We start from the raw sequence: 21647 nt of genomic DNA, 5'->3' as shown, positions 1-21647 counted from the left end.
CTTGCAGTCCGATCAGGCACTCTCTGTCGATGCATTGGCCATTAACCGGCCGGCCTCCCTCCAGATCCCCGCCCAAATACAAACACCCGCCCGGCTGCTGCGCTTGAGAGCGCTAGCGGCCAGACGGGTGTCCGTCTGCTTCCAGATTCATAGATTGGGGCAGATGCCGTTCTCCCTAGCGGGCAAGCGGATGCTGCAGAACGTCCCTTAGTCTATGATCCATTCCGTTTTGTCTTCTGCCGGTCTGCGCTTGCCTGCTGGCAGAGGGCTAGCAGGATACCCGAGATAAAGAAGTCCGACCAGCTCCTCTCCTTGCTCCAGCCCGAAGGTCTGCTGCATAAGCGGATGGTACATCGGTTCGCCGGAACGCCAGATGGCCCCCAATCCGAGCGCATGAGCCGCCAGCAGCATATTCTGCGTAGCCGCATGAGCCGCCGCATACTCCTCGATGCGGATCACGCCTTTCTCCGGGGATGGAGAGACGGCTACGGCGATGACGACCGGAGCACGGAACGCTTTCCCCCTATGCTTACCGGCAGCCTCTTCGGACAGATCACCACCGGCCGCTTCCGCAGCAATAGCCGCATAAGCCTCTCCCAGCCGGCTGCGTCCGCTGCCTGTCATCACGAAAAACCGCCATGGCTCCGTCGCATGATGACTGGGCGCCCAGTTGCCCGCCTCCAGAATGCGCTCAATGACCTCTTTGCCGACCGGCTCATCCTTGACGCGCCCTGTCGTCCGTCGTCCTTGTATGGCTTCGAAAATATCCATCTCCAGCCCCACTCCTTTACCGCTACCTTCGAGTTCTTACTTCAAAAATAGCGAATTTCAGATAATGTCCTTCGTCCACACCCAAAATACGGGGGTGGTCCTTTCCGGCTGCGCGGAATTCGATCAGACGCAACGTTTTGCCTGCATCCTCGGCTGCCTCGCGGATCGTCTGCAGAAACAAGTCGGGCTTCATATGATAGGAGCAGCTGGCCGTTACCAGGTAGCCGCCTTCATTGACCAGCTTCATTCCGTGCAGATTGATGTCCTTGTACCCGCGGCATGCGCCTTCGACAGCGCTTCGGGATTTGGCGAAAGCCGGGGGATCCAGGATAACGACATCCCAGGTTCTTCCCTTGGCCGCCATCGGAATGGACGTATCCACCTTGCGGCGGTCCGCCTGCCCCCTGGTCTCCCGCTGCTCTTGACCGCGAACCTGCGCGCGCAAGTAATCGAACGCATCCGCAACCACAAACTCCACCCGCTCGGCGAACCCGTTAAGCTCCACATTGCGTCTGGCCGATTCCACAGCATGCTCGGAAATGTCCAGACAGGTTACTTTCTTGGCTCCGTATTGGCACGCATGCAGCGTAAAGCTCCCCGTATGCGAGAAGCACTCCAGTACGGTTGCCCCATCCCAATAAGGGAAGGTCACTTCCTGGCCGCTCTTATTCACAGGAATCCGCTTCGTGGTTCCATCGTCCATCAGCTGATCGACCGTTCGGATGCCGCTGCGCCCACCCCAGCCCAGCATCAGCGGTGCGATTGCCGCCCGGTTCTCGCGCTGGTCGAAGAAGTAGCCCGTCTTCTGGCCGTCCACGATATCGACCTCCACGAGCAGACCGTTCTCGCGAATCGTCACATGGTTCGGACATTCCCCATACAGCAATCCCTTACGGCGCTCCAGTCCTTCCAGCTCACGCACGGATACGTCGCTCCGCTCGTAGATGCCGGCAGGCTGCATGACCTCGATCAGCGCGGACAGCAGCGCTTCTCTGGCAACCTCCATCCCCAGCGTGAGCACCTGGACGACGAGAATATCCTCAAACTTGTCGACAATCAGACCGGGGAGAAAGTCCGCTTCTCCATAAACAAGCCGGTACGACCGGGCATTCGGCACGAACCGTTCGCGCAATTGTCTGCACGTCTGCAGCTTCTCAGCAAACCACTCCTGCGTCAAAGCCTCCCGCGGTTCGTACGAGACGATACGCACAGTAAGCTGCGACGCCTCATTGTAATAGCCGGTTGCCAGATAAGCACCGTCATGACGATGCACAGCCACAAGACTGCCGGGCACAGGCTCACCCTCTATACGCTCGATCTCCGTCCGGTACACCCAGGGGTGGCCTTCCTCCAGCCGCTTCTTTCTTTTCTTCTGCAAATAAATCGCTGCCATGCGTCTGCTCCTCCGCCTCTACTACCAAGTTATCCTTATCAAGTCGGGATCGCGGAACTGCTCCGCTCCCTGACGGGTTCATAGCCCGCTTTCCAAAAATAACGGAACCACGGTAACTTATCCGCCGCACTCCGGGGAATGTGGATGCTCAGAGCTTTCAAGCACAGCATAAGGTATCCTGGTTCCGCTATTTTCCTCGTCTGATTGATTGTGCATCTACACAGAAAACCCGGCTGCTGGGCAGCCGGTTCTCCGCCTTCCATACGTCACGCCGATGAATAAGCAGCCGGGCGGCCCGCCGGAGCCCGGTCCCTGCCTAGTTCACCTCAAACCCAAGCGCCGTCAACGCTTTTCTAAGCACACTATCATTATTGCCGTATCCGGAAGTCGTCTGCTGATGCCAGGCATCCAGCGGCTCCAGCCACTCCACGCCGCGGATTTCTTCCACTTGTGCCTGGAGCTCGCCGCCCGTAGCTTCAACCAAGTAATAATGCACTTCCTTGTCGACCGGACCGACACCAGTCAGCTGGAATTGATAGGAGATCGTCTCCAGAGGCCGGATGATGCTTCCCTGGATGCCCGTCTCCTCCAGAATCTCGCGCAGAGCCGTCTGCTCCACCGTTTCTCCCGGTTCCATCTTGCCTTTGGGCAGCGTAATCTTCCCGTATCTGTCCTGGATCATCTGCACCTGAAGCCCGTCAGCGGCTTTCCGGTATACGACTCCGCCTGCTGAAATTTCCTTCATCGACAACATCCTTTCCGCATGTACCGCAGCAAGCGCCCCTCTATGTCAAGGCTCCACTCTTGCGTGGGCTTCTGGTATTGATTACAATGCTGGGCCGTAACGGGCTAGACGATGGCTTTAGCCGCTTGCCCGGGAATGGAGTCCGCGCTATCTGCTGCAGACCTTACAGGGCTCGCCAGCTTCAACGCTCCCTTTCCTGCCGTCACAGCTCCGGGTGCGCCAACGATCTCGCCGCGGCATTCGTTCACGCCCGGGGCCGTTACTTGTACCCGGCATACCCGGCCGATCCATTCCTCGCTGCCCTCGAACACGACGGACAGATAATTATCCGAGTAGCCCATAATCAAGCCGCTGTCCAGCTGACCCTTATACTCCCGCTCAGGGATAATCTCCAGCTCCTCGCCGACGAAGCGTTCCGCATACGCAAGCTGCAAACGCTCGGACAAGTCGATCAGTGCATGAACGCGGGTGTTTTTCACTTCCTCGTCCACCTGATCCTCCATACGGGCCGCAGGCGTTCCCGTACGCTTCGAGTAAGGGAAGACGTGCATTTCGGAGAAGCCCATCCGTTCCATAAAGCGGTAGCCCTCCTGGAACATCTCTTCTGTCTCGCCAGGGAACCCAACAATCACATCCGTGGTAATCGCAACGCCCGGCATAATGCGGTGAATATGCTCAATCTTCGCGGCGAACTCCTCGGTCGTGTACTTGCGGCGCATCCGCTTCAGCACCTCATTGTGCCCTGCCTGGAGCGGGATGTGGAGATGGCGGCACATTTTGTCCGAATGCTGGAGCACCTCCAGCACCTCATCCGTAATCTGACTGGCCTCGATGGAGCTGATCCGGATCCGCTTCAAGCCCTCGACCTTATCCAGATCCCACAGCAGCTTAGCCAAACTGTAGTCTTCCAAATCCTCGCCGTAGCCGCCTGTATGGATACCCGTCAGCACGATCTCCTGATACCCGGCGTCGACAAGCATCCGCGCCTGGTTCAGCACGCTTTGCGGCTCGCGGCTGCGCATTAGTCCGCGCGACCACGGGATGATGCAGAAGGTACAGAAGTTGTTGCAGCCCTCCTGAATTTTCAGAAATGCCCGCGTCCGGTCGGCGAAATCAGGAACGTCCAGCTCCTCGAACGCCCGCGTCTTCATAATGTTGCGTACAGCGTTGATCGGCTGGCGCTCTGCCTCGAGCTGCTTGACATAGGTCAAAATTTTATCCCGGTCCTGGGTGCCGATGACCAGATCGACACCCGGGATCGCCAAAATTTCCGCAGGTGAGGTTTGGGCGTAGCATCCCGTTACAGCCACGATGGCCTCGGGATTGCGTCGGATGGCGCGCCGGATCATCTGGCGGCTCTTCTTGTCTCCGGTATTCGTTACCGTGCAGGTATTGATGACATAAATATCCGCCGTCGATTCGAAATCGACCTGCTCATAGCCTTCATGCTTAAATAACTGCCAGATCGCTTCCGTATCATAGAAGTTTACCTTGCAGCCGAGTGTGTGAAAAGCGACTGTCGACATCTATTCTTCTCCTCCCATTTCTCCGGCCTCGTACAGGATACAAGTGAGACCTACCATCGCCGCGGTTTCCGTCCGCAGGATACGCTTGCCGAGCGATACCGCCCGGCAGCCGGCTTCCTCTGCCAGCGCCGCCTCGCGCTCGGTAAATCCGCCTTCCGGTCCGACAATCAGCAGCAGCTTGAGCCGCTCCTGACCGGGTGCACCGGACTTGTCAGCCCCGGCTTCCAAACCTTGGCCCGCAGTGGCGGACTTTAGAAGGGCTGAGCGGATCAGCGCGCGCAGCTCCTGCGCATCCTGCTTCTCATAGCAGAACCAGGCCGCATCGGCGGCAGCCGCAAGCTCCATAAGCCCCTTCCAGTTCCTTACCGCATCCACGGCAGGAATCCGGTTGCGGTGAGCCTGCTCAGCGGCCTCCTTGGCAATCTTCTGCCAGCGGTCTAGCCGTTTGCCTTCCTTCTTGGCATCCCACTGCACGACCGTCCGTTCCGAGGAGAAGGGGATGAAGCGAGCCGCCCCGATCTCCGTTCCCTTCTGAATCACCAGCTCCATCTTGTCGCCCTTGGGCAGGCTCTGAGCAATCCATACGTCGACGGAAGGCTCGCGGTCCATCGGCAGACGTTCCTCAATCTCAGCGTCCACCTCGCCACCCTCCAGCGTACGGATGACGACGAGCGCTTCCTGCAGGGCGCCATCGCTGACGATGACGCGGTCGCCGGCCTTAGCCCGCATCACGCGGATCAAATGATGGGCGTCATCGCCCGATATCTTGACATGATCAGCGGAAAATTGTTCCGGCTGAATGAAATATCTTTGCATCGCAACCATCGCTTTCACAAAAAAAAGGTGAGACCGTTATACAAATTACGTAGAACGGTCAACCTTCATCATACACGTTTTTCGATTAAATTACCAGTATAAGCCCTGGAATCATCAAGGCTGCAGGAAGCACCAGGACCAGCCTTCAGCCTGAGCCATCTGCCAGCCTACAGACCGTTTAGCGGCCCGAAAACCGGAGTTAGCACCCGGATGAAAAAGCCTAATATATCGTATTGCAACGCAAAAATCGGACCCAGCGTGACCGCACGGAGCGGGGGAATGAAGAACATGAGCAGCACCGCGTAGAACAGCCACTGCTGCACCTGCTGCAGCTTGATGGCCCAGCGGACCGGCAGCAAATCCTCCAGAATCCGGTAGCCGTCGAGCGGCGGGAAAGGAATCAGATTCAGAATGAACAGGAAAATATTGGTGATGACCATGTACCTCAGAAACGTAGAGACCGCCAACGCCGTCCCTGCGCTCATCCCCTGCAGCCAGCCGAAGCTGTGCACCATGAACATCAATACCAGACTGATAAAGCCGAGCACTAGATTACTGAACGGTCCTGCGAAGGACACCGCGATCCCCATCGCCCTCGGACGCTTGAAGCGCCCACGGTTGATCAGGACTGGGCGCGCCCAGCCGATCCCCACGATCAGGAAAAAAATCATCCCCAGCCAATCCAGATGAGCGCGCGGATTCAACGTGACGCGGCCCATCGCCCGCGGCGTAGGATCACCGAACTTGTCCGCCAGGTAAGCATGCGAGAACTCATGTACGGTAAAAGCCAGCAGCAGCACAAGAAACACAAACGGCAGTTCGGCGACGGGGTAGGCTAGGAAAGAATCCCAGTTCATGCTTGCCTCACCTACGGCTTTCTGGCGACGAGCACAACCCAATCTTGATCCTCGTTCACCTCGGATACGATAAAGCCTACCGCAGCAAGCCCGTCCTGCACCACTTCCTGCTTGCTTTTAATAACACCGGATACGATATATGTTCCGCCGGATACCAGCGCATCGTACACGTCCTGGACGAAGAGCAGAATAATCTCTGCCAAAATATTCGCGACGACCACCTGTACCGGAAGCTGTACGCCCAGCGCGGACGATCCGCTCTCACGGTTTTCGTTCAGCACCTGCAGCAGATCGCTGAGCTTGATCGTGATCCGATCCTCCAGCCCATTGAGATGCGTGTTCTCGGTAGCGCTGGATACGGATACCGGATCGAGATCGAGCGCGAGCACATGCTTGGCTCCCAGCTTGGCGGCCGCAATAGCCAGGATGCCGGACCCTGTCCCAACGTCGATCACTTCATCGCCGCTCTGAACAACCTTCTCCAGCGTTCTGAGGCAAAGAGCCGTCGTCGCATGGGTTCCCGTACCGAAGGCCATACCCGGATCAAGCTCGAGGATAATCTCGCCCTCTCCGGCCTCATATTCCTCCCAGGTCGGCTTGATCGTCAACCGGTCGGACACGCGCAGCGGCTTGAAATATTGCTTCCACGCCGTCGCCCAATCCTCGTCATCGACTTCTTTCCAAGTGTAGACCGGATTCCCCGTATCGATATCGTAATCAGCCAGCCGTTCAACGGCCGACTTCAGATCGGCAAGCACGGCTTCGGTATCCGTGCCTTCGGCAAAGTAGCCCTTGATCTCCGCGCGTCCCTCGGGAATGTCATTGAGCGGCAGCTCATACCATTGCCCAAGCGAAGTATCGCGCTGCTTGTTCAAGGTACCGGACTCCTCGATGGAAACGCCCCCTGCGCCAAGCTCATGTATAAAGTTCGTGATCATTTCGATCGCTTCTTCGGTCGTATGTACGGTAATTTCATGCCAACGCACCGGTTTTCCTCCCCTATCGGTCAAATAAACGCATAACCCCAAGTATACAACAATTATGAAGGCCGGTAAAATAAGTGGCTCTACCCGATGACATCACACTTATTCTTTCACTGGTTTCAGACAAAAACAGCTCCCGGCTTGAGTGGTCTCATAGCCGCGGAGCCGTTGGCAGTTGGATGCATGGTGAAGCCTTGGTCAGCAGCTGCCGCCCGCTTCGCGGATGACGCGTAGCGCCTGTTCATAAGCAGAGTCGCTGACCATACCCGTCAATTGAAGCTCATCCTGATCGATGTGCAGATCGGAAGCCCGCAGCGCCTGCAGCTTCGGGATACAGCTCAAGGCTTTCTCCGGGGAGCGGAAGGAAGCTGCAATTCCTTTTTCCGTCATGAGTGGGCCTCTCTTCTTATGTTTTCGTTGTGTTTAGCCGCTCAGGAATGCTCCTGACGGGCATCGGCCTGCGCAGCACGCTCGGCCGCTTCCCGGTCGTCGGCGTCAGCCAGCGACTCGGAGAATTCCACGTCTTCGTTCTCAGCTTGCGGAAGACGCTGCTCTTCATTGGACGTAGCTATGACGGTAGCCTCCTTTCGATGAGAGGTAATGGACCTTTCTATTGTGAGCATAATCTGCCCGAATATGCGGAAGCATCGGAAAAACCCGGAAAAAAACAAACTCCGGGCAAAACAAAAAGCCTGTTGATCTGTATCAACAGGCGGACGGAATGGCCAGGTAAGACCTGTTATCCGTTGGGGTTATGAGCCTGTGCGCGTTTACTCGCCCAGGAATGCTTTTTTCATCCGTTCAAAAATCGACTGGTTCTGCTCATGCGTATGCTCGCCGCTGAGACGGCTGAACTCGCGCAGCAGCTCGCGCTGCTCCTCGCTCATCGAGGTCGGCGTCACGACGACGACCTTCACATGCTGATCACCCTGACCGTAGCCTCGCAGATGCGGAACGCCCTTGCCCTTGAGCCGGAAGTACGTATCCGTCTGGGTACCAGCCGGAATCTTCAGCTTCACCTTCTCGGTCAACGTCGGGATTTCGATCTCATCTCCGAGCGCTGCCTGCGCGAAGGTAAGCGGAACCTCGCAGTAAATATCGTCGTTCTCCCGCTCAAAGAATTCATGCGGCTTCACGCGGATCACGACGTACAGATCTCCTGCCGGACCGCCGCGCAGTCCGCCTTCGCCCTCGCCCGTTACCCGCAGCTGAGCGCCGTCATCCACACCGGCCGGGATATTGAGGTTGATGGTGCGCTGCTTTTTGACTTTGCCTGCGCCGTGGCACGTGCCGCACTTGTCCTTGATGATCTTGCCTTGCCCTTGACAAGCCGAGCAGACGCGGCGGTTGACGATGCGGCCGAACGCCGTATTCTGCACAACCTCCTGCTGTCCCGTACCATGACAGACGCCGCATGTATCCGGCTTGGTGCCAGGCTTCGCTCCGCTGCCTTGGCAGGTATCGCAGTTTTCAGTACGCGGAATGACGATATCGGTTTTCTTCCCGAACACCGCTTCCTTGAAATCAACAGTCAGCGTGTATTGCAGGTCGTTGCCGCGCTGAGGCGCATTCGGATTGCGCCGCTGGCCGCCGCCTCCGAAGAACATATCGAACAAGTCGCCGAAGCCACCGCCGAAGTCTGCTCCGCCGCCGCCACCCATACCTTGGTTAGGATCCACATGGCCGAAGCGGTCATACTGAGCTTTTCTCTGATCGTCACTCAGCACGTCGTACGCTTCTTTCGCCTCTTTGAACTTCGATTCGGCGTCATCGGCTTTGTTGACGTCAGGGTGATATTGACGGGCAAGCTTGCGGTAGGCTTTCTTAATCTCTTCCTGCGAAGCGTCCTTACCTAGCCCTAGCACTTCATAGAAATCGCGTTTACTCATCCTTCACTCCCACTCCCTAGCCTTCCGTTAAAGCGGCGTCCTCGCGGATGCCGGGGCTTCTTCCAGTAAGAAAGCCGAAAGTCAAAGCCGCTGCCGGCTTTGACTTCACGACTTACCGTATACTAGACGCAGCCTCTACCATTGTACGACAATTACTTACTTCTTGTCGTCTACAACTTCATAATCGGCGTCAACTACATTGTCTTTCTTGGAAGCGCCTTGCGGCTCGCCGCCCGCTTCACCAGCGCCTTGGGCTTGCGCCGCTTGCTCGTAGAGCTTCACGGACAATTGCTGTACGATCTCCGTCAGTTCTTCGCTGGCTGCCTTGATCTCATCCAGGTTGTCGCCCTCGAGTGCTTTTTTGAGCTTCTCTTTACCCTCGTTCGCTTTAGCGATCTCCGCCTGATCGACCTTGTCGCCGAGGTCCTTGATCGTCTTATCCACCGAGTACACCAGTTGATCCGCATTGTTGCGGGCTTCTACGGTTTCCTTACGCTTGCGGTCTTCCTCAGCGTGGGATTCGGCATCCTTCATCATGCGATCGATTTCTTCATCGGACAAGCCGCTGGAGGAAGTGATCGTGATTTTTTGGCTCTTGCCTGTGCCTTTATCCAGTGCGGATACGTTGACGATCCCGTTGGCATCGATATCGAAGGTAACTTCGATCTGCGGAATGCCGCGCGGAGCCGTTGGAATATCGCCGAGAATAAAGCGGCCGAGTGTTTTGTTATCGTTAGCCATCGAACGCTCGCCTTGCAGAACGTGAATTTCAACGCTTGGCTGGCTGTCGGCATAAGTTGTGAATACTTGCGATTTGGTCGTAGGAATCGTCGTGTTACGGTCGATCATCTTCGTGAAGACGCCGCCTGCCGTTTCGATACCTAGGGACAGCGGAGTAACGTCGAGCAGGACGACATCCTTAACATCGCCTGTCAGTACGCCCGCTTGTACAGCGGCACCGAGAGCTACAACTTCATCCGGGTTAACACCCTTGTGAGGGTCTTTGCCTGTCAGACGCTTAACAGCTTCCTGTACGGCAGGAATCCGTGTGGAGCCGCCGACGAGGACGATTTTGTCAATTTTGTCAGCCGTCAGGCCGGAATCGCTAAGCGCTTGGCGAGTTGGGCCGAGCGTGCGCTCTACCAGTCCTGCGGACAGCTCTTCGAACTTCGCACGGGTCAGGTTGATCTCCAAATGCTGAGGCACGCCGTCTACAACCGTAATAAACGGCAGGGAGATGGTTGTCGTCAGTACGCCGGACAATTCCTTCTTAGCTTTCTCAGCTGCATCCTTCAAGCGTTGAACAGCTGCCTTGTCTTTGCCCAGGTCGATGCTGTGCTCTTTTTTGAACTCGGCTACCAGGTAGTCGATAATCACTTGGTCGAAGTCGTCGCCGCCGAGTTTGTTATCGCCGCTAGTCGCTTTAACTTCGAAGAAGCCGTCGCCCAGCTCAAGGATCGATACGTCGAACGTACCGCCGCCAAGGTCATAGACGAGGATCGTCTGGTCTTCGGATTTCTCCAGACCGTAAGCGAGTGCCGCAGCCGTAGGCTCGTTGACGATACGCAGTACTTCCAGACCGGCGATTTTGCCCGCATCCTTCGTTGCTTGACGCTGGCTGTCATTGAAGTAAGCCGGAACGGTGATAACGGCTTGGGTAACCGTTTGGCCCAGGTAGGCTTCTGCGTCAGCTTTCAGCTTCTGGAGGATGATCGCGGAAATTTCCTGCGGCGAGTAATCCTTGCCGTCGATCGCTTCCTTGTGGTTCGTACCGATGTGGCGCTTGATCGAAATGACGGTGCGGTCCGGGTTCGTGATCGCTTGACGTTTAGCCGTCTCGCCGACGACGCGCTCGCCGTCCTTCTTAAAGCCTACAACGGATGGGGTTGTGCGGTTTCCTTCGGCGTTAGGGATTACGACGGCTTCGCCGCCTTCCATCACGGCAACGCAGGAGTTCGTGGTTCCAAGGTCAATCCCGATTACTTTACTCATGAGGAAATGCCTCCTTTATTTGATTGAATCGATGTTATGAGCTCACTTTAACCATAGCCGCACGCAGCACTTTGTCCTTCAGAAGATATCCCTTCTGAATTTCTTCGACAACGATGCCTTCCTCGTGCTCTTCGGATTCCACCTGCATAATCGCCTGGTGGTATTCCGGATTGAACGGCGTACCGACGGCTTCCATCGGTCTCAGTCCTTCCGCCGCCAGCACTTGGTCCAACTGACGGAATATCATATCAATACCCTTTGCGAGGGCGTCATAATCTTTGTTATCCTTGCTGGCCGACAGCGCGCGCTCGAAGTTGTCAACGACCGGCAGCAGCTGCTCAATCACCTTGAGCGAGCCGTACTTAGCCGTCTCTTCCTTTTCCTTCTGCGTCCGTCTTCTGAAGTTATCGAAATCGGCTTGGGTACGCAGCAAACGCTGGTAGTGCTCCTCAGCCTGCTTCTTCGCCTCATCAATCTGCGCTTGGACAGCATCGGATGGTGCATCGGCAGTTCCCGTTTCCGCTTGCTCGAAAGCTTCATATGTAGCGGATTCGACCTGCTCGTGTTGACCGGCCTGTTCTTCTTGCTTCTTTTCTTCCGTATTCAAAATCTGTCACCTCCTTAATCAAATCTGTTCCTCTATCTATTGTAACCACATGGGTAGACCCGAAACCCGCCAGCCGAGAGAACTACTCTTCCCGTAACTGGCGCATCCGGATGACCGTGTGAATGCGCAGCACCGCTGCGGCCACCTCGCCAGCCGCCTGCAGCGCATGCAGCTTGACATCGGCTGGGTCGACGACTCCGGCCTCAGTCATGTCCAGCACAGCTCCGGTATCGCAGTCAATGCCGAGGGCATCGCTGCCTGCCTGAAGCTGGGCGGCCTTCGCTTCCTCGACCTTCTCCAGCGGGTTGTAGCCGGCGTTGACCACGATCTGCGACAGCGGCTTGCGCAGCGCGTGAGCGACGGCTTCGACACCGAAGCCCTCCATCCCCCGCACCGTCTCGCGGTAGCGGTCCAGCTCATGCGCGGCGGCAATCTCCGCTGCTCCGCCTCCGGGCAGCCAGCCGCTACGCAGGGCGGCCTGCAGCGCCGATGCCGCATCGCGGGCGATGCGCAGCCTCTCCCCCGCTATCTCGTTCGTGCTCGCGCCGACGACGATGGAGACCTGCGGTCGGCCGCGCCCTTCGGCGATCCGGACGCAGCCGAGCCGCTCATCGTAGGCGATATGCCCGGCATAGCCGAGATAGCCTGCCCAGTCTGACGCCGGCCGGTACAGCGCCGAGCGGCGCACCGGGCGGGCGCCGGCGTATTCTGCCAACCGCCGCAGCAAGGAGCGCGGTACTCGCTGCAGAACCATGATTCCGCGGTCGGTACAGAACTGCTCCGCCTCGGGGTCTACGCTGCGCTCGCTGGCCACCAGCCCTACACCCAGCTCGGACAAGCGCTCCAGAGCTGCGACAAAATGCTCCCGAAGCTGCAGATGCCTGCGATAGCCGGCCTCGGTCGTCAGAGCCTCTTCCTCGACCGCTTCCGGGGCAAACTCATCCTGAACAATCAGGACATGTGCCGCTCGCTCGGGGAACTCGGCCTGGGCGTTGGCCGGGCGCTTGGATACAATCAGTCCCGGCCATACCTCGCCGCGGGCTTGGCCCAGCGACTGCACGACGTCGGCGAACCGGAATGTTTCCTCGCGCAGCTTGGCTGCGCCAAGCTGCCGCGCTGCGCCGACGATCAGCTCGGCAAGATCAGCCTGCTCGCGGCCTGCCACATAGGCGATCCGGTACAGCACCGGATCTTCCAGACCCTCGATCGGTCGGGCCCGTGTCGTCAAGGAGCGGGCTGCCTGAGCGACACCGTCCTGGATACCCCGGACCACCTTGGCCACCGGCACGCCGCGTGTAACTTGTCTTGCTCCTTCGGCGACAAGCGCTCCCGCAAGCACGGTAGCCGTGGTTGTGCCATCACCCACCCGCTCCTGCTGGGAGCGGGCGACCTGGACGAGCAGCTGCGCCGCGGGATGAGAGACATCCATCTTCTCCAGGATCGTAACGCCGTCGTTGGTGATAATTACCTCGCCGTGGGAGCCAACCAGCATCGTGTCGAGCCCCTTAGGGCCCAGCGTCCCTTCCACAGCGGAGCAGATGGCTTGAACGGCATTCAAATTGTTGCGCAGTGTGGCGTATGCCTCATCGCCCTCTTGCCCTGCGCCCGGCGGTCTCGTCTGACTCATTTATACCAACGCTCCATGAGCTGAGTCATGTCTTTGGACAAATGGTCCAGCAATTTGATCATCTTGGCATAATCCATCCGCGTCGGTCCCAGGATGCCGATCGTACCGAGCATCTGCCCTTCATACGAGTAGGTGGCGGTGATCAAACTGCAATCATTGACAGCCTCCAGCTTGTTCTCGCTACCTATGCGGACCTGGATACCGCTTGAGGCCCCCGTACCCTCGAAGAGCTGGATAATCTTCGGCGTTTCGGCGAGAAGGTCGAGGATGCTCTTCACCTTGTCTACATCCTTGAACTCCGGCTGCGTCAGCATATTCGTCGTGCCTCCGAGGAATACCCGCTCTTCTTCGCGCTCGATGATCGAATCCAGCATAATCAGCAGCTCTTCATAGCCCGATACGTAGCGGCTCATCTCTGAGGCAATCTCCGTATACAGCTTGGACTTGAAGTGCAGCAGCGGAACGTTCTTCAGCTTGGCGTTCAGAATAGAGACGAACTTCTCAATCTCCGACATCGGGATGCCCTCGGGGATGGTGACCGTTCTGTTCTCAACCTGCCCCGTATTGGTCACGACAATCGCCACCGCCGTCCGGTCGTTGAGTGGAACGATCTGCAGATGCTTCATCGTCGTCGTCAGCATCTCGGGACCCATGACGATCGACGTATACGGAGTCACCTGGGATAAAATCATCGCCACCTGCTGGATGACCCGCTCCATCTGCTGAAGACGGTCCGCGAAAAACCGCTTCATGACATCGACATCCTCATCAACGCTTTGTTCTCCGTAATGCATCAGATGATCGACATAATAACGATAGCCTTTATGGGAAGGAATCCGGCCCGCCGACGTATGCGGCTGCTCCAGAAAACCCATTTCTTCCAAGTCGGACATTTCATTGCGGATGGTGGCGGGACTAAACCCCACGTCGCCGCGTTTGGATATGCTGCGAGAGCCGATCGGCTCCGCGGAACGGATATAGTCATCTACAATGGCGCTCAATATATGTCTTTGTCGTTCGGTTAGCATATGCGAAATCCACCTCCGGGTTGAGGACATTTTTATCCTCATTAGGCTATAGACATAGCCCGAAGCGTCCCCCGGCCACTACGCCGGTCTTGCGCTTCGTTAGCACTCCAGTCTAGCGAGTGCTAAGCTACTACAAAAATAACAGACCTCAAGGGTCTGTGTCAAGTCAATCCAATCTTTTGAGCACCGCGATTTCATCGCAGCAGTGCTGTTTTTTACAGTGAATGCAATCCCGCCATACCTTCTCCGGGAAGATTTCCTTCTGTACAACCGTGAAGCCTATTCTTTCAAAAAAGGCAACCTCATAGGTGAGCGCCATAATTTTTGGAATCCCTTGCTTACGAGCGTCTTCAATGAGCAGGTTGACGATCGATTTGCCGATCCCCAGACCCTTGTAGCCATCGGTCACGCCCAGCGACCGGATCTCCACCAGATCCGGGCCCAGCTGGGTATTGGACCCGCAGCCGACCAGCTCCCCGCCTACTTCGGCAACAACGAACGTATCAAGCTGTGCGGTCAGCATCTCCTTCGTTCGCGGAAGCATGATGCCTTTCTCCGCATAGCCTTGAATAATGTTATACAATGTATCGATATCCTGTTCGGTTGCCTTCCGGCAGGTCAGGGTCATAGTCACTGTGAATCCCACCAATCGAATGTAAGTAAGAATGATATGAATAAATATACATCATAACGTATAAATAGATCAATCATTTTTTAAACGATTTCGGCTGCCTCCAGAAACTGGCCGAAAACGTCATTGCCCAGCAGAATTCCATGCTCGCTCAGCTTGTAGCCATCTTCCGTTTCCTCCAGCAGTCCTTTGTCCAGCAAGCCCCTGATCGCGGTGCCGAATACGGCTTCCAACGAGAGCTCGAACTGCTCCGTAAAGTCCATACGATGGACGCCCCGCAACAGCCGCAGTCCGACCATCATGAAGTCTTCCATCGCTTCGGTCCGGTCCACTTCATGCTTGTCCAGCAGAGGAAGGCCCTTGCGGGTACTGTCGATATAAGGCTGTACGCCCTTGATATTCACATGGCGTCTGCCGTGAACATAGCCGTGTGCGCCTGCCCCCAATCCGTAATAAGGCTGGTTGAGCCAATACGTCGAGTTGTGCCGGCTCTCGAAGCCCGGCTTCGCAAAGTTGCTGATCTCGTACTGCCCGTATCCGGCCTCGCTCAGCCGCTTCATGATATGAAGGAACATGCCTACTTCCTCTTCCTCCTCAGGAAGTGGCAGGTCGCCCCGTTCATAGAGGGCGTGGAACAACGTATTCTCTTCCACCTTCAAGCTATAGATGGAATAATGACGCAGATCGAGCGCCAGCGCCTCTTTCAACGTTGCTTCCATAATCTCGATCGTCTGCCCCGGCAGCCCGAACATCAGATCAATAGACATGTTCGTGAAGCCCGCCTTGCGCGCGTTCTCCAGGCTGCGGTATACGTCGTCCGTATTGTGAATACGCCCGATCCGCTCCAGCAGTGCATTGTTGAAGGACTGCACGCCGAAGCTGATCCGGTTCACGCCGCCTGCCTTCATCGCCTGCAGCTTCTCCAGATCCGTCGTCCCCGGATTGGCCTCCATCGTAAATTCGATATTCGGGGCCCACTGGCCGAAGTAAGTCCGAACCCGCTTCAAGAAGCTCTCCATCTGCTCGGGGGTGAGCACGGTCGGCGTTCCGCCTCCGACGAAGATGGTCTCGATCTCGCCGGGCGGCACGCTGCGGACCGTCAGCTCCATCTCCCGTTCCAGGGCGTCCAGGTAATCCATAACAGGTTGGCCTTTCAATATATAGGAGTTGAAGTCGCAGTAATGGCACTTGTTCGTACAGAACGGGATATGCACATAAACCGCGGCCGGCGTTTGTGTAAGGTGCTTCATCTCGGGGTACCTCCTTCTGCGCTGCCTGGACGTACCGTCTCTTGCGGCACGCTCCGCCTCTTGCGCCATAGCCAAAAGCAGGGATTCGCTATCCGGCGGAATCCCTGCTTGGCGCACTGCTTCATACCTCTATTGCTTAAAGAGCTTGCGCTTCTTTCATTTCATTCCTTGTATGCCTGTAGGACAGTATGAAGCCGTCCTACTCGTCGATCTTCAGTACGGCCATGAACGCCTCTTGAGGCACTTCCACGCTGCCGACCTGCTTCATCCGCTTCTTACCTTCCTTCTGCTTCTCGAGCAGCTTCCGCTTCCGGCTGATATCGCCGCCGTAACACTTGGCAAGTACGTTCTTACGCATCGCTTTGACCGTCTCGCGTGCGATCACCTTCTGCCCGATCGCAGCCTGGATCGGCACCTCGAACATTTGCCGCGGGATGAGCTCGCGCAGCTTCTCGCAGATGATCCGTCCGCGGTTGTAGGCGCGGTCGCGGTGAACGATGAACGAGAGCGCATCCACCTGCTCGTTGTTGAGCAGAATGTCCATCTTAACCAGATTCGTCCGCTTGTAGCCGGATAGTTCATAGTCAAACGACGCATAGCCCTTGGTGCTGGACTTCAACTGGTCGAAGAAGTCGTACACGATCTCGGACAACGGAATATCGTAGGTCAGTGTAACCCTTGTCGTATCCAGGTACTCCATGTTGATGAACTCGCCGCGCTTGTTCTGGCAAAGCTCCATGATCGCCCCGACATAATCATTCGGCACGATAACCTTGGCCTTCACGAAAGGCTCCTCGACGAACTCGATCTTGCCCGGCTCCGGGAAGAGCGACGGGTTCTCGATGCTGAGCACCTCGCCGTTCGTCTGCGTCACGCGGAACACGACGCTTGGCGCGGTGGTGATCAGCGGGATATTGAACTCACGCTCGATCCGCTCCTGGATGATCTCCATATGCAGGAGGCCGAGGAATCCGCAGCGGAAGCCGAAGCCTAGTGCCGTCGACGTCTCTGGCTCGAAGCTCAGCGAAGCGTCGTTCAGCTGCAGCTTCTCCAGCGCTTCACGCAGGTCGTTGTAGTCGCTGGTCTCAATCGGGTACAGACCGCAGAATACCATCGGGTTGATCTTGCGGTAGCCCGGCAGCGGCTCCAGCGTAGGATTCTTCGCATCGGTTACCGTATCCCCGACCCGGGTGTCGCCGACATTCTTGATCCCGGCTACGATAAAGCCGACGTCGCCGACCTCCAGCGAATCGACGGTTCCCATCCGCGGCTTGAATGCGCCAACCTCGATGACTTCGAACACCTTGTCCGTCGCCATGAACTTAATCTTGGAGCCGGAACGGATCGAGCCGTCGATAACGCGCACGTAGACGATAACGCCCTTGTAAGGGTCAAAGTGGGAGTCGAAAATGAGCGCCTTCAGCGGATTCGTCGATTCTCCCGTAGGAGCGGGCACCTTCTGTACGACCTGCTCCAGAATCTCCTTGATGCCGATGCCTGCTTTGGCCGATGCCAGCACCGCTTCGCTGGCGTCGAGACCGATAACATCCTCGACCTCCTGCTTCACACGCTCTGGGTCTGCGCTAGGCAAGTCGATCTTGTTGATTACAGGCAAAATCTCCAGGTTATTGTCGAGGGCCAAGTATACGTTAGCCAGCGTCTGGGCCTCGATCCCCTGTGCCGCATCCACGACGAGCAGGGCGCCTTCACAGGCAGCCAAGCTTCGCGACACCTCATAAGTGAAGTCGACGTGTCCGGGCGTATCGATCAGGTTTAATATATAGTCCTCGCCGTCATCGGCGCGGTAATTGAGGCGGACGGCCTGCAGCTTGATCGTGATGCCGCGCTCGCGCTCCAAGTCCATCTGGTCCAGCACCTGATCCTGCATCTCGCGGGAGGTCAGAGCGCCTGTAAATTCTAGAATACGGTCTGCGAGCGTCGATTTCCCATGGTCGATATGGGCGATGATGCAGAAATTTCTAATTTTCGTTTGTCTGGCTTGAATATCCATCGGCAGCAAAACCTCACTAAACTCGCTTTTTGTACAATAACTTTCATTATAGCAGTTGTGAAGTCCGCCAGCAATGAGCAGCGCCATCCTTTATTTCAGAAGCTTTTCAAACAAAGACACGACAGCGCGGATACTGTGATAAGCCATGATCTGCAACAGCTCTCCCGCTTTGTTCCCGACACGGTTGATCCCCGTCTCCGTCGCCGGGTCTTCCGGACGCTTGGGGGGCGCCGCCTTGACCGACTGCTTGGCGTCCTTGCCAGCCGTTTCCTGTGGCCGCGCGGCGGCAGATGCCTTAGCCCCTGCAGGCTCTGCACCGAGAGCCCGCGCCGCGTCCGATGCCGCTCCTGACGTGCCAGGGGCAAGCGGGCCGTGAATCCGTTCCGTCCCTTGCGTAGCCAGCGACACACCGAGGAATAGACAAAAGGCCATCCCCAAAGCTACAACCCCGAGCCTCACCCAACCTTTTCCACCAGGCATGCCGCTCTCACTCCCCCATTAAGCTCAGTTATGGCCGATACCTTATCGGCAGACGCAATCAGCTTGGATTAGCTGGACTTCTTCATGTCCTCCGGCGTGCCAGGGCCAGGTTTGGCATCCACCTTCTCGGCGTTCATCACAACCTCGGCTATCGCTATGGCCAGCGCGTCGGCTGTCCGGTAGCATTCCTCCAGGGTGTTATCCACTCCGCCCACCTCGATCAGAGCGCTGTTGGAGGAGAATGTCTGGTTGTACACGCCATTGCCTTCACCCGACTTGGCATGGATGCCCTTGGAGAGCCCGGGAAATTTGGCCTGCAGCACTTTGTCGATCCGCTCCGCGAATTCATAATTTTCCTTGTAGTTCGGATTTTTGCCGCCGATGATGAAATAGACCTGCGCATAGGTTTTGCCGTTGATTGTGGCGGTCGTCTTATCACGGCGCTGAGAATCACGGTGGATGTCGAAGAAATATTTCAGATCCGGATGGCCGGCCGACGCCTCCTGCAGTGTTTTGAGCGAGTATTTATATGAATAGTAGTAGTTGAAGCCCTTCTCAATGGCTGGATAATTTTTGTCCGAATGCACCGCGCCGATCCCTTCTTTCTCCAGCCGCTGTGCGAGCCTGAGCCCAACCTGCGTGACATTTTTCTGGGGATCATACGCCTTATCGGGGTCTTTCTCTCCGGGAAGCTCGGGCAGATAGGATTCCTGGTTATGAGATTGATAGATGAAAGCAACATTCCTGCCAGCCGTCACAGGAGGCTGAGCGGTCTGCACGGTGGAGCCAGGAACGGCTGGCCCGGCTGGCGGAGCCGGCGTACCTGTGGGGATAGCTGTGATGCCACCGGCTTCGCCGAGGTTATCGCGGTTGAACACATCGGACCGCGGACTGTAGTCCTCCGGCGCGTCGATACCGCCTACGGCTCCGTTGAGCGGAACGGACCTGGTCTGCACCATGCCGGGAACCTCACGCGCAATCATGGTTTTCGGATCCTTCGGGTTGAAGTCGGTGACGAGCGCAAATAAAAAGTTCGATACATTGGATTGGGAGAAGGTGAACGTCTTCCCGTCTTCCTTGAGACCCGGCACCTCGAGCCCCATCATATCCATAAAAAATCGGCTCGATACACTGGCCGCAAGCCCCTTCATCGAGGCGTTCGGAGAGCTACCGGAGACGCGTGACTGCACATAACCGAGCAGACCCAGCGCTATAAAAAAGATCAAGCTTCCTATCATCAGGAGCGAGATGGTTTTGGAGTAAACTCCTAGCGCTTGTCCCGTCTTGCGGAACTTGCTTGCGTGGAAAGTGACGGCAGACCATTTCATCGTTCTAATTCCTCCTCTGCGTCGGATCGGTATCGATCACTGCTGTGGCGAACGGGAACGTTGCCTCCCGTCTCTCTAGTAACTACTCTATGAACGCTCCTAGAGAGATAGAACTGCGAATCTCGCAAGTCAGCTGGGATATCTCTCAAAGTGCCAGAGACGGAGAAGCCGAGCCGTTATACAGAAAAAGCCGGCCCCCGCAGCATGGCGGAACAGCCGGCTTGCATCGCCGTCAGTGTGTGTAGGCTGACACATTATTCGCATCCACAGCCTGGTGCAGCGCCGCATTCAGCCCGCTCGCGATAATGTTCGCGATGTCCTCGATGAACTGGTCGATTTCCTTCGGCGTCACCAGCAGATCATGCCCGAGCGGATTCAGCACTTCCTTCACCAGCTCCAGCCGCTCCTGCTCCTGCATCGTGTCCATCATCCCGAGAATCTGCCCCGTATTGGAGGTCTGTCTGGCAAAATGGGCATGCATCATATCAAAGGCATTATTGACAATCGTAGAGGCGTAGACCACCGTCGGCACACCAATGGCGATGACAGGGACGCCCAGCGAGTCCAGCGTCAGCCCCTTGCGCTTGTTGCCGATTCCGGAGCCGGGGTGAATGCCGGTGTCTGCGATCTGAATCGTCGTATTGACCCTCTCCAGCGAGAGGGAAGCGAGCGCATCGATTGCGATGACCAGATCTGGCCTGGACTGCTGCACGATCCCCTGGACAATGTCGCTGGTTTCGATCCCTGTCGTACCGAGAACGCCCGGCGCTACGGAGCTGACAGGCCGGTACCCGGGACTGACCTCGCCCGGCATCAGCTCGAAGTAATGCCGCGTCACCATCACATTTTCCACGACCATCGGGCCGAGTGCATCGGGCGTGACGTTCCAGTTGCCGAGCCCGATGATCAGCACGCTCGCATTCTGCGGGATGCTCAGCTTCACCAGGAACTTCTCGAACTCCTGGGCAAACAGCGTAGCTACCCGGTCCTGCAGGTCCGTATCCTTCTTGCGCAGCTCCGGCACATCGAGGGTCATATAATGTCCGGGAAGCTTCCCGATCGCCTGCGAGCCCTCCTGAGATGTAATATCGATGAGGCTGATGCGGATGCCCTGCTCCTCCCTCTTGGTCATCTGCACGCCGGGAATAGCGGTTCCCGAGGCTGTTGCGAGATCATGCGCCTCCAGCGCCAGGTCCGTTCGCACCGAATAGGCGCTCAAATCTAAACTCATCGGTCGGTTCCCCCTTGGTTAGTTGGATGCTGTCTCCAATTATTGTGCGATATTGGCTGGACGGTTATGCATGGGCGATCTGGATACGTTTTCCCTCACTCTATTGCATTTTGGAAATGCCCATGTTAGAATATCTAGAGTTGTCAACAAATCATGCTAAATGATTGTTCGCAAGTTGTAGTAGGAGGTGAACGTCATGCCAAACATTAAATCCGCGATTAAACGTGTGAAAGTGAGCGAGAAGCGCCGTCAGCGCAACGCATCTCACAAATCCGCGCTTCGTACTGCTGTGAAAGCTTTTGAAACGGCTGCAGCAGGCAGCAACGTAGAAACCGCTAAGGAAGCTTTGATCACTGCCAGCAAAAAGCTGGATAAAGCAGCGACCAAAGGTCTCGTGCATAAGAATACCGCTGCCCGCAAGAAATCCCGCCTCGCGAAAAAGCTTAACGCGCTTGCCGCTCAAGGCTAAGCGACAAGATACA

Annotated in this window: 22 protein-coding genes; 2 read left to right on the top strand and 20 right to left on the bottom strand. The window is 56.8% G+C overall.

The genetic code is table 11. The annotated features are described in order from the left end of the window. Position 1: 1 nt before the first annotated feature. Positions 2–211: a hypothetical protein gene (locus WMW72_RS16035; RefSeq protein WP_341416511.1), complete on the top strand. Its 210-nt coding sequence runs from the start codon at positions 2–4 to the stop codon at positions 209–211. On the opposite strand, the gene WMW72_RS16030 is transcribed toward WMW72_RS16035, so the two are convergent. From WMW72_RS16030 to gpr, 20 genes are all read right to left on the bottom strand, one after another. After that, positions 208–771 (bottom strand): nitroreductase family protein, encoded by a 564-nt coding sequence (locus WMW72_RS16030; protein ID WP_341416510.1) that lies wholly within the window; start codon positions 769–771, stop codon positions 208–210. The genes WMW72_RS16035 and WMW72_RS16030 overlap by 4 nt on opposite strands. A gap of 22 nt (positions 772–793) precedes the next feature. Next, positions 794–2164, bottom strand: a complete 1371-nt coding sequence (locus WMW72_RS16025; RefSeq protein WP_341416509.1) for a class I SAM-dependent rRNA methyltransferase — start codon at positions 2162–2164, stop codon at positions 794–796. A 316-nt stretch (positions 2165–2480) separates the two neighbouring features. Continuing rightward, a complete protein-coding gene (locus WMW72_RS16020) occupies positions 2481–2909 on the bottom strand; it encodes an NUDIX hydrolase (RefSeq protein ID WP_341416508.1) in 429 nt (142 codons plus the stop codon). A 104-nt stretch (positions 2910–3013) separates the two neighbouring features. After that, positions 3014–4435, bottom strand: coding sequence for a tRNA (N(6)-L-threonylcarbamoyladenosine(37)-C(2))-methylthiotransferase MtaB (gene mtaB / locus WMW72_RS16015; protein ID WP_341416507.1), 1422 nt, complete (start codon positions 4433–4435; stop codon positions 3014–3016). Continuing rightward, the gene (locus WMW72_RS16010; RefSeq protein ID WP_341416506.1) at positions 4436–5251 is read right to left on the bottom strand and encodes an RsmE family RNA methyltransferase; all 816 of its coding nucleotides are present in this window, start codon (positions 5249–5251) and stop codon (positions 4436–4438) included. It lies immediately after the preceding gene. Positions 5252–5418: 167 nt separating this feature from the next. Continuing rightward, positions 5419–6108 (bottom strand): site-2 protease family protein, encoded by a 690-nt coding sequence (locus WMW72_RS16005; protein ID WP_341416505.1) that lies wholly within the window; start codon positions 6106–6108, stop codon positions 5419–5421. Between the two features lie 11 nt (positions 6109–6119). Next, a complete protein-coding gene (gene prmA / locus WMW72_RS16000) occupies positions 6120–7094 on the bottom strand; it encodes a 50S ribosomal protein L11 methyltransferase (RefSeq protein ID WP_341416504.1) in 975 nt (324 codons plus the stop codon). A 195-nt stretch (positions 7095–7289) separates the two neighbouring features. After that, on the bottom strand, positions 7290–7481 hold the full coding sequence (locus WMW72_RS15995) for a hypothetical protein (protein WP_341416503.1): 192 nt from the start codon (positions 7479–7481) through the stop codon (positions 7290–7292). A gap of 41 nt (positions 7482–7522) precedes the next feature. Next, complete coding sequence (locus WMW72_RS15990; protein ID WP_341416502.1) at positions 7523–7714, bottom strand: YfhD family protein; 192 nt, start codon at positions 7712–7714, stop codon at positions 7523–7525. Positions 7715–7861: 147 nt separating this feature from the next. Beyond that, on the bottom strand, positions 7862–8980 hold the full coding sequence (gene dnaJ / locus WMW72_RS15985; protein WP_341416501.1) for a molecular chaperone DnaJ: 1119 nt from the start codon (positions 8978–8980) through the stop codon (positions 7862–7864). Between the two features lie 156 nt (positions 8981–9136). Next, complete coding sequence (gene dnaK / locus WMW72_RS15980; protein ID WP_341416500.1) at positions 9137–10972, bottom strand: molecular chaperone DnaK; 1836 nt, start codon at positions 10970–10972, stop codon at positions 9137–9139. 34 nt (positions 10973–11006) lie between these two features. After that, the gene (gene grpE / locus WMW72_RS15975; RefSeq protein ID WP_341416499.1) at positions 11007–11579 is read right to left on the bottom strand and encodes a nucleotide exchange factor GrpE; all 573 of its coding nucleotides are present in this window, start codon (positions 11577–11579) and stop codon (positions 11007–11009) included. An 82-nt stretch (positions 11580–11661) separates the two neighbouring features. After that, on the bottom strand, positions 11662–13206 hold the full coding sequence (locus tag WMW72_RS15970; RefSeq protein WP_341416498.1) for a TCP-1/cpn60 chaperonin family protein: 1545 nt from the start codon (positions 13204–13206) through the stop codon (positions 11662–11664). Further along, positions 13203–14234: a heat-inducible transcriptional repressor HrcA gene (hrcA, locus tag WMW72_RS15965; protein ID WP_341416497.1), complete on the bottom strand. Its 1032-nt coding sequence runs from the start codon at positions 14232–14234 to the stop codon at positions 13203–13205. The genes WMW72_RS15970 and hrcA overlap by 4 nt, the downstream gene beginning before the upstream one ends. Positions 14235–14400: 166 nt before the next feature. Continuing rightward, positions 14401–14862 (bottom strand): N-acetyltransferase, encoded by a 462-nt coding sequence (locus tag WMW72_RS15960; protein WP_341416529.1) that lies wholly within the window; start codon positions 14860–14862, stop codon positions 14401–14403. Between the two features lie 86 nt (positions 14863–14948). Further along, positions 14949–16115: a radical SAM family heme chaperone HemW gene (gene hemW, locus WMW72_RS15955; RefSeq protein WP_341416496.1), complete on the bottom strand. Its 1167-nt coding sequence runs from the start codon at positions 16113–16115 to the stop codon at positions 14949–14951. Between the two features lie 199 nt (positions 16116–16314). Beyond that, positions 16315–18126 carry a translation elongation factor 4 gene (gene lepA, locus WMW72_RS15950; protein WP_341416528.1) on the bottom strand — a complete coding sequence of 604 codons (1812 nt, stop codon included), beginning with the start codon at positions 18124–18126 and terminating at the stop codon, positions 16315–16317. A 90-nt stretch (positions 18127–18216) separates the two neighbouring features. Continuing rightward, the gene (locus WMW72_RS15945) at positions 18217–18606 is read right to left on the bottom strand and encodes a hypothetical protein (RefSeq protein WP_341416495.1); all 390 of its coding nucleotides are present in this window, start codon (positions 18604–18606) and stop codon (positions 18217–18219) included. A gap of 68 nt (positions 18607–18674) precedes the next feature. Beyond that, positions 18675–19934 (bottom strand): stage II sporulation protein P, encoded by a 1260-nt coding sequence (locus WMW72_RS15940; protein ID WP_341416494.1) that lies wholly within the window; start codon positions 19932–19934, stop codon positions 18675–18677. A gap of 232 nt (positions 19935–20166) precedes the next feature. Then, positions 20167–21165, bottom strand: coding sequence for a GPR endopeptidase (gpr, locus tag WMW72_RS15935; protein ID WP_341416493.1), 999 nt, complete (start codon positions 21163–21165; stop codon positions 20167–20169). 196 nt (positions 21166–21361) lie between these two features. On the opposite strand from gpr, the gene rpsT reads away from it, so the two are divergent. Then, positions 21362–21634 (top strand): 30S ribosomal protein S20, encoded by a 273-nt coding sequence (rpsT, locus tag WMW72_RS15930; protein WP_341416492.1) that lies wholly within the window; start codon positions 21362–21364, stop codon positions 21632–21634. The last annotated feature ends 13 nt before the right edge of the window (positions 21635–21647 follow it).

Source organism: Paenibacillus filicis (genome assembly GCF_038070315.1).
In the GTDB taxonomy this organism is placed as follows: domain Bacteria; phylum Bacillota; class Bacilli; order Paenibacillales; family NBRC-103111; genus Paenibacillus_G; species Paenibacillus_G filicis.
This window is presented reverse-complemented; position numbering and strand designations above follow the sequence as displayed.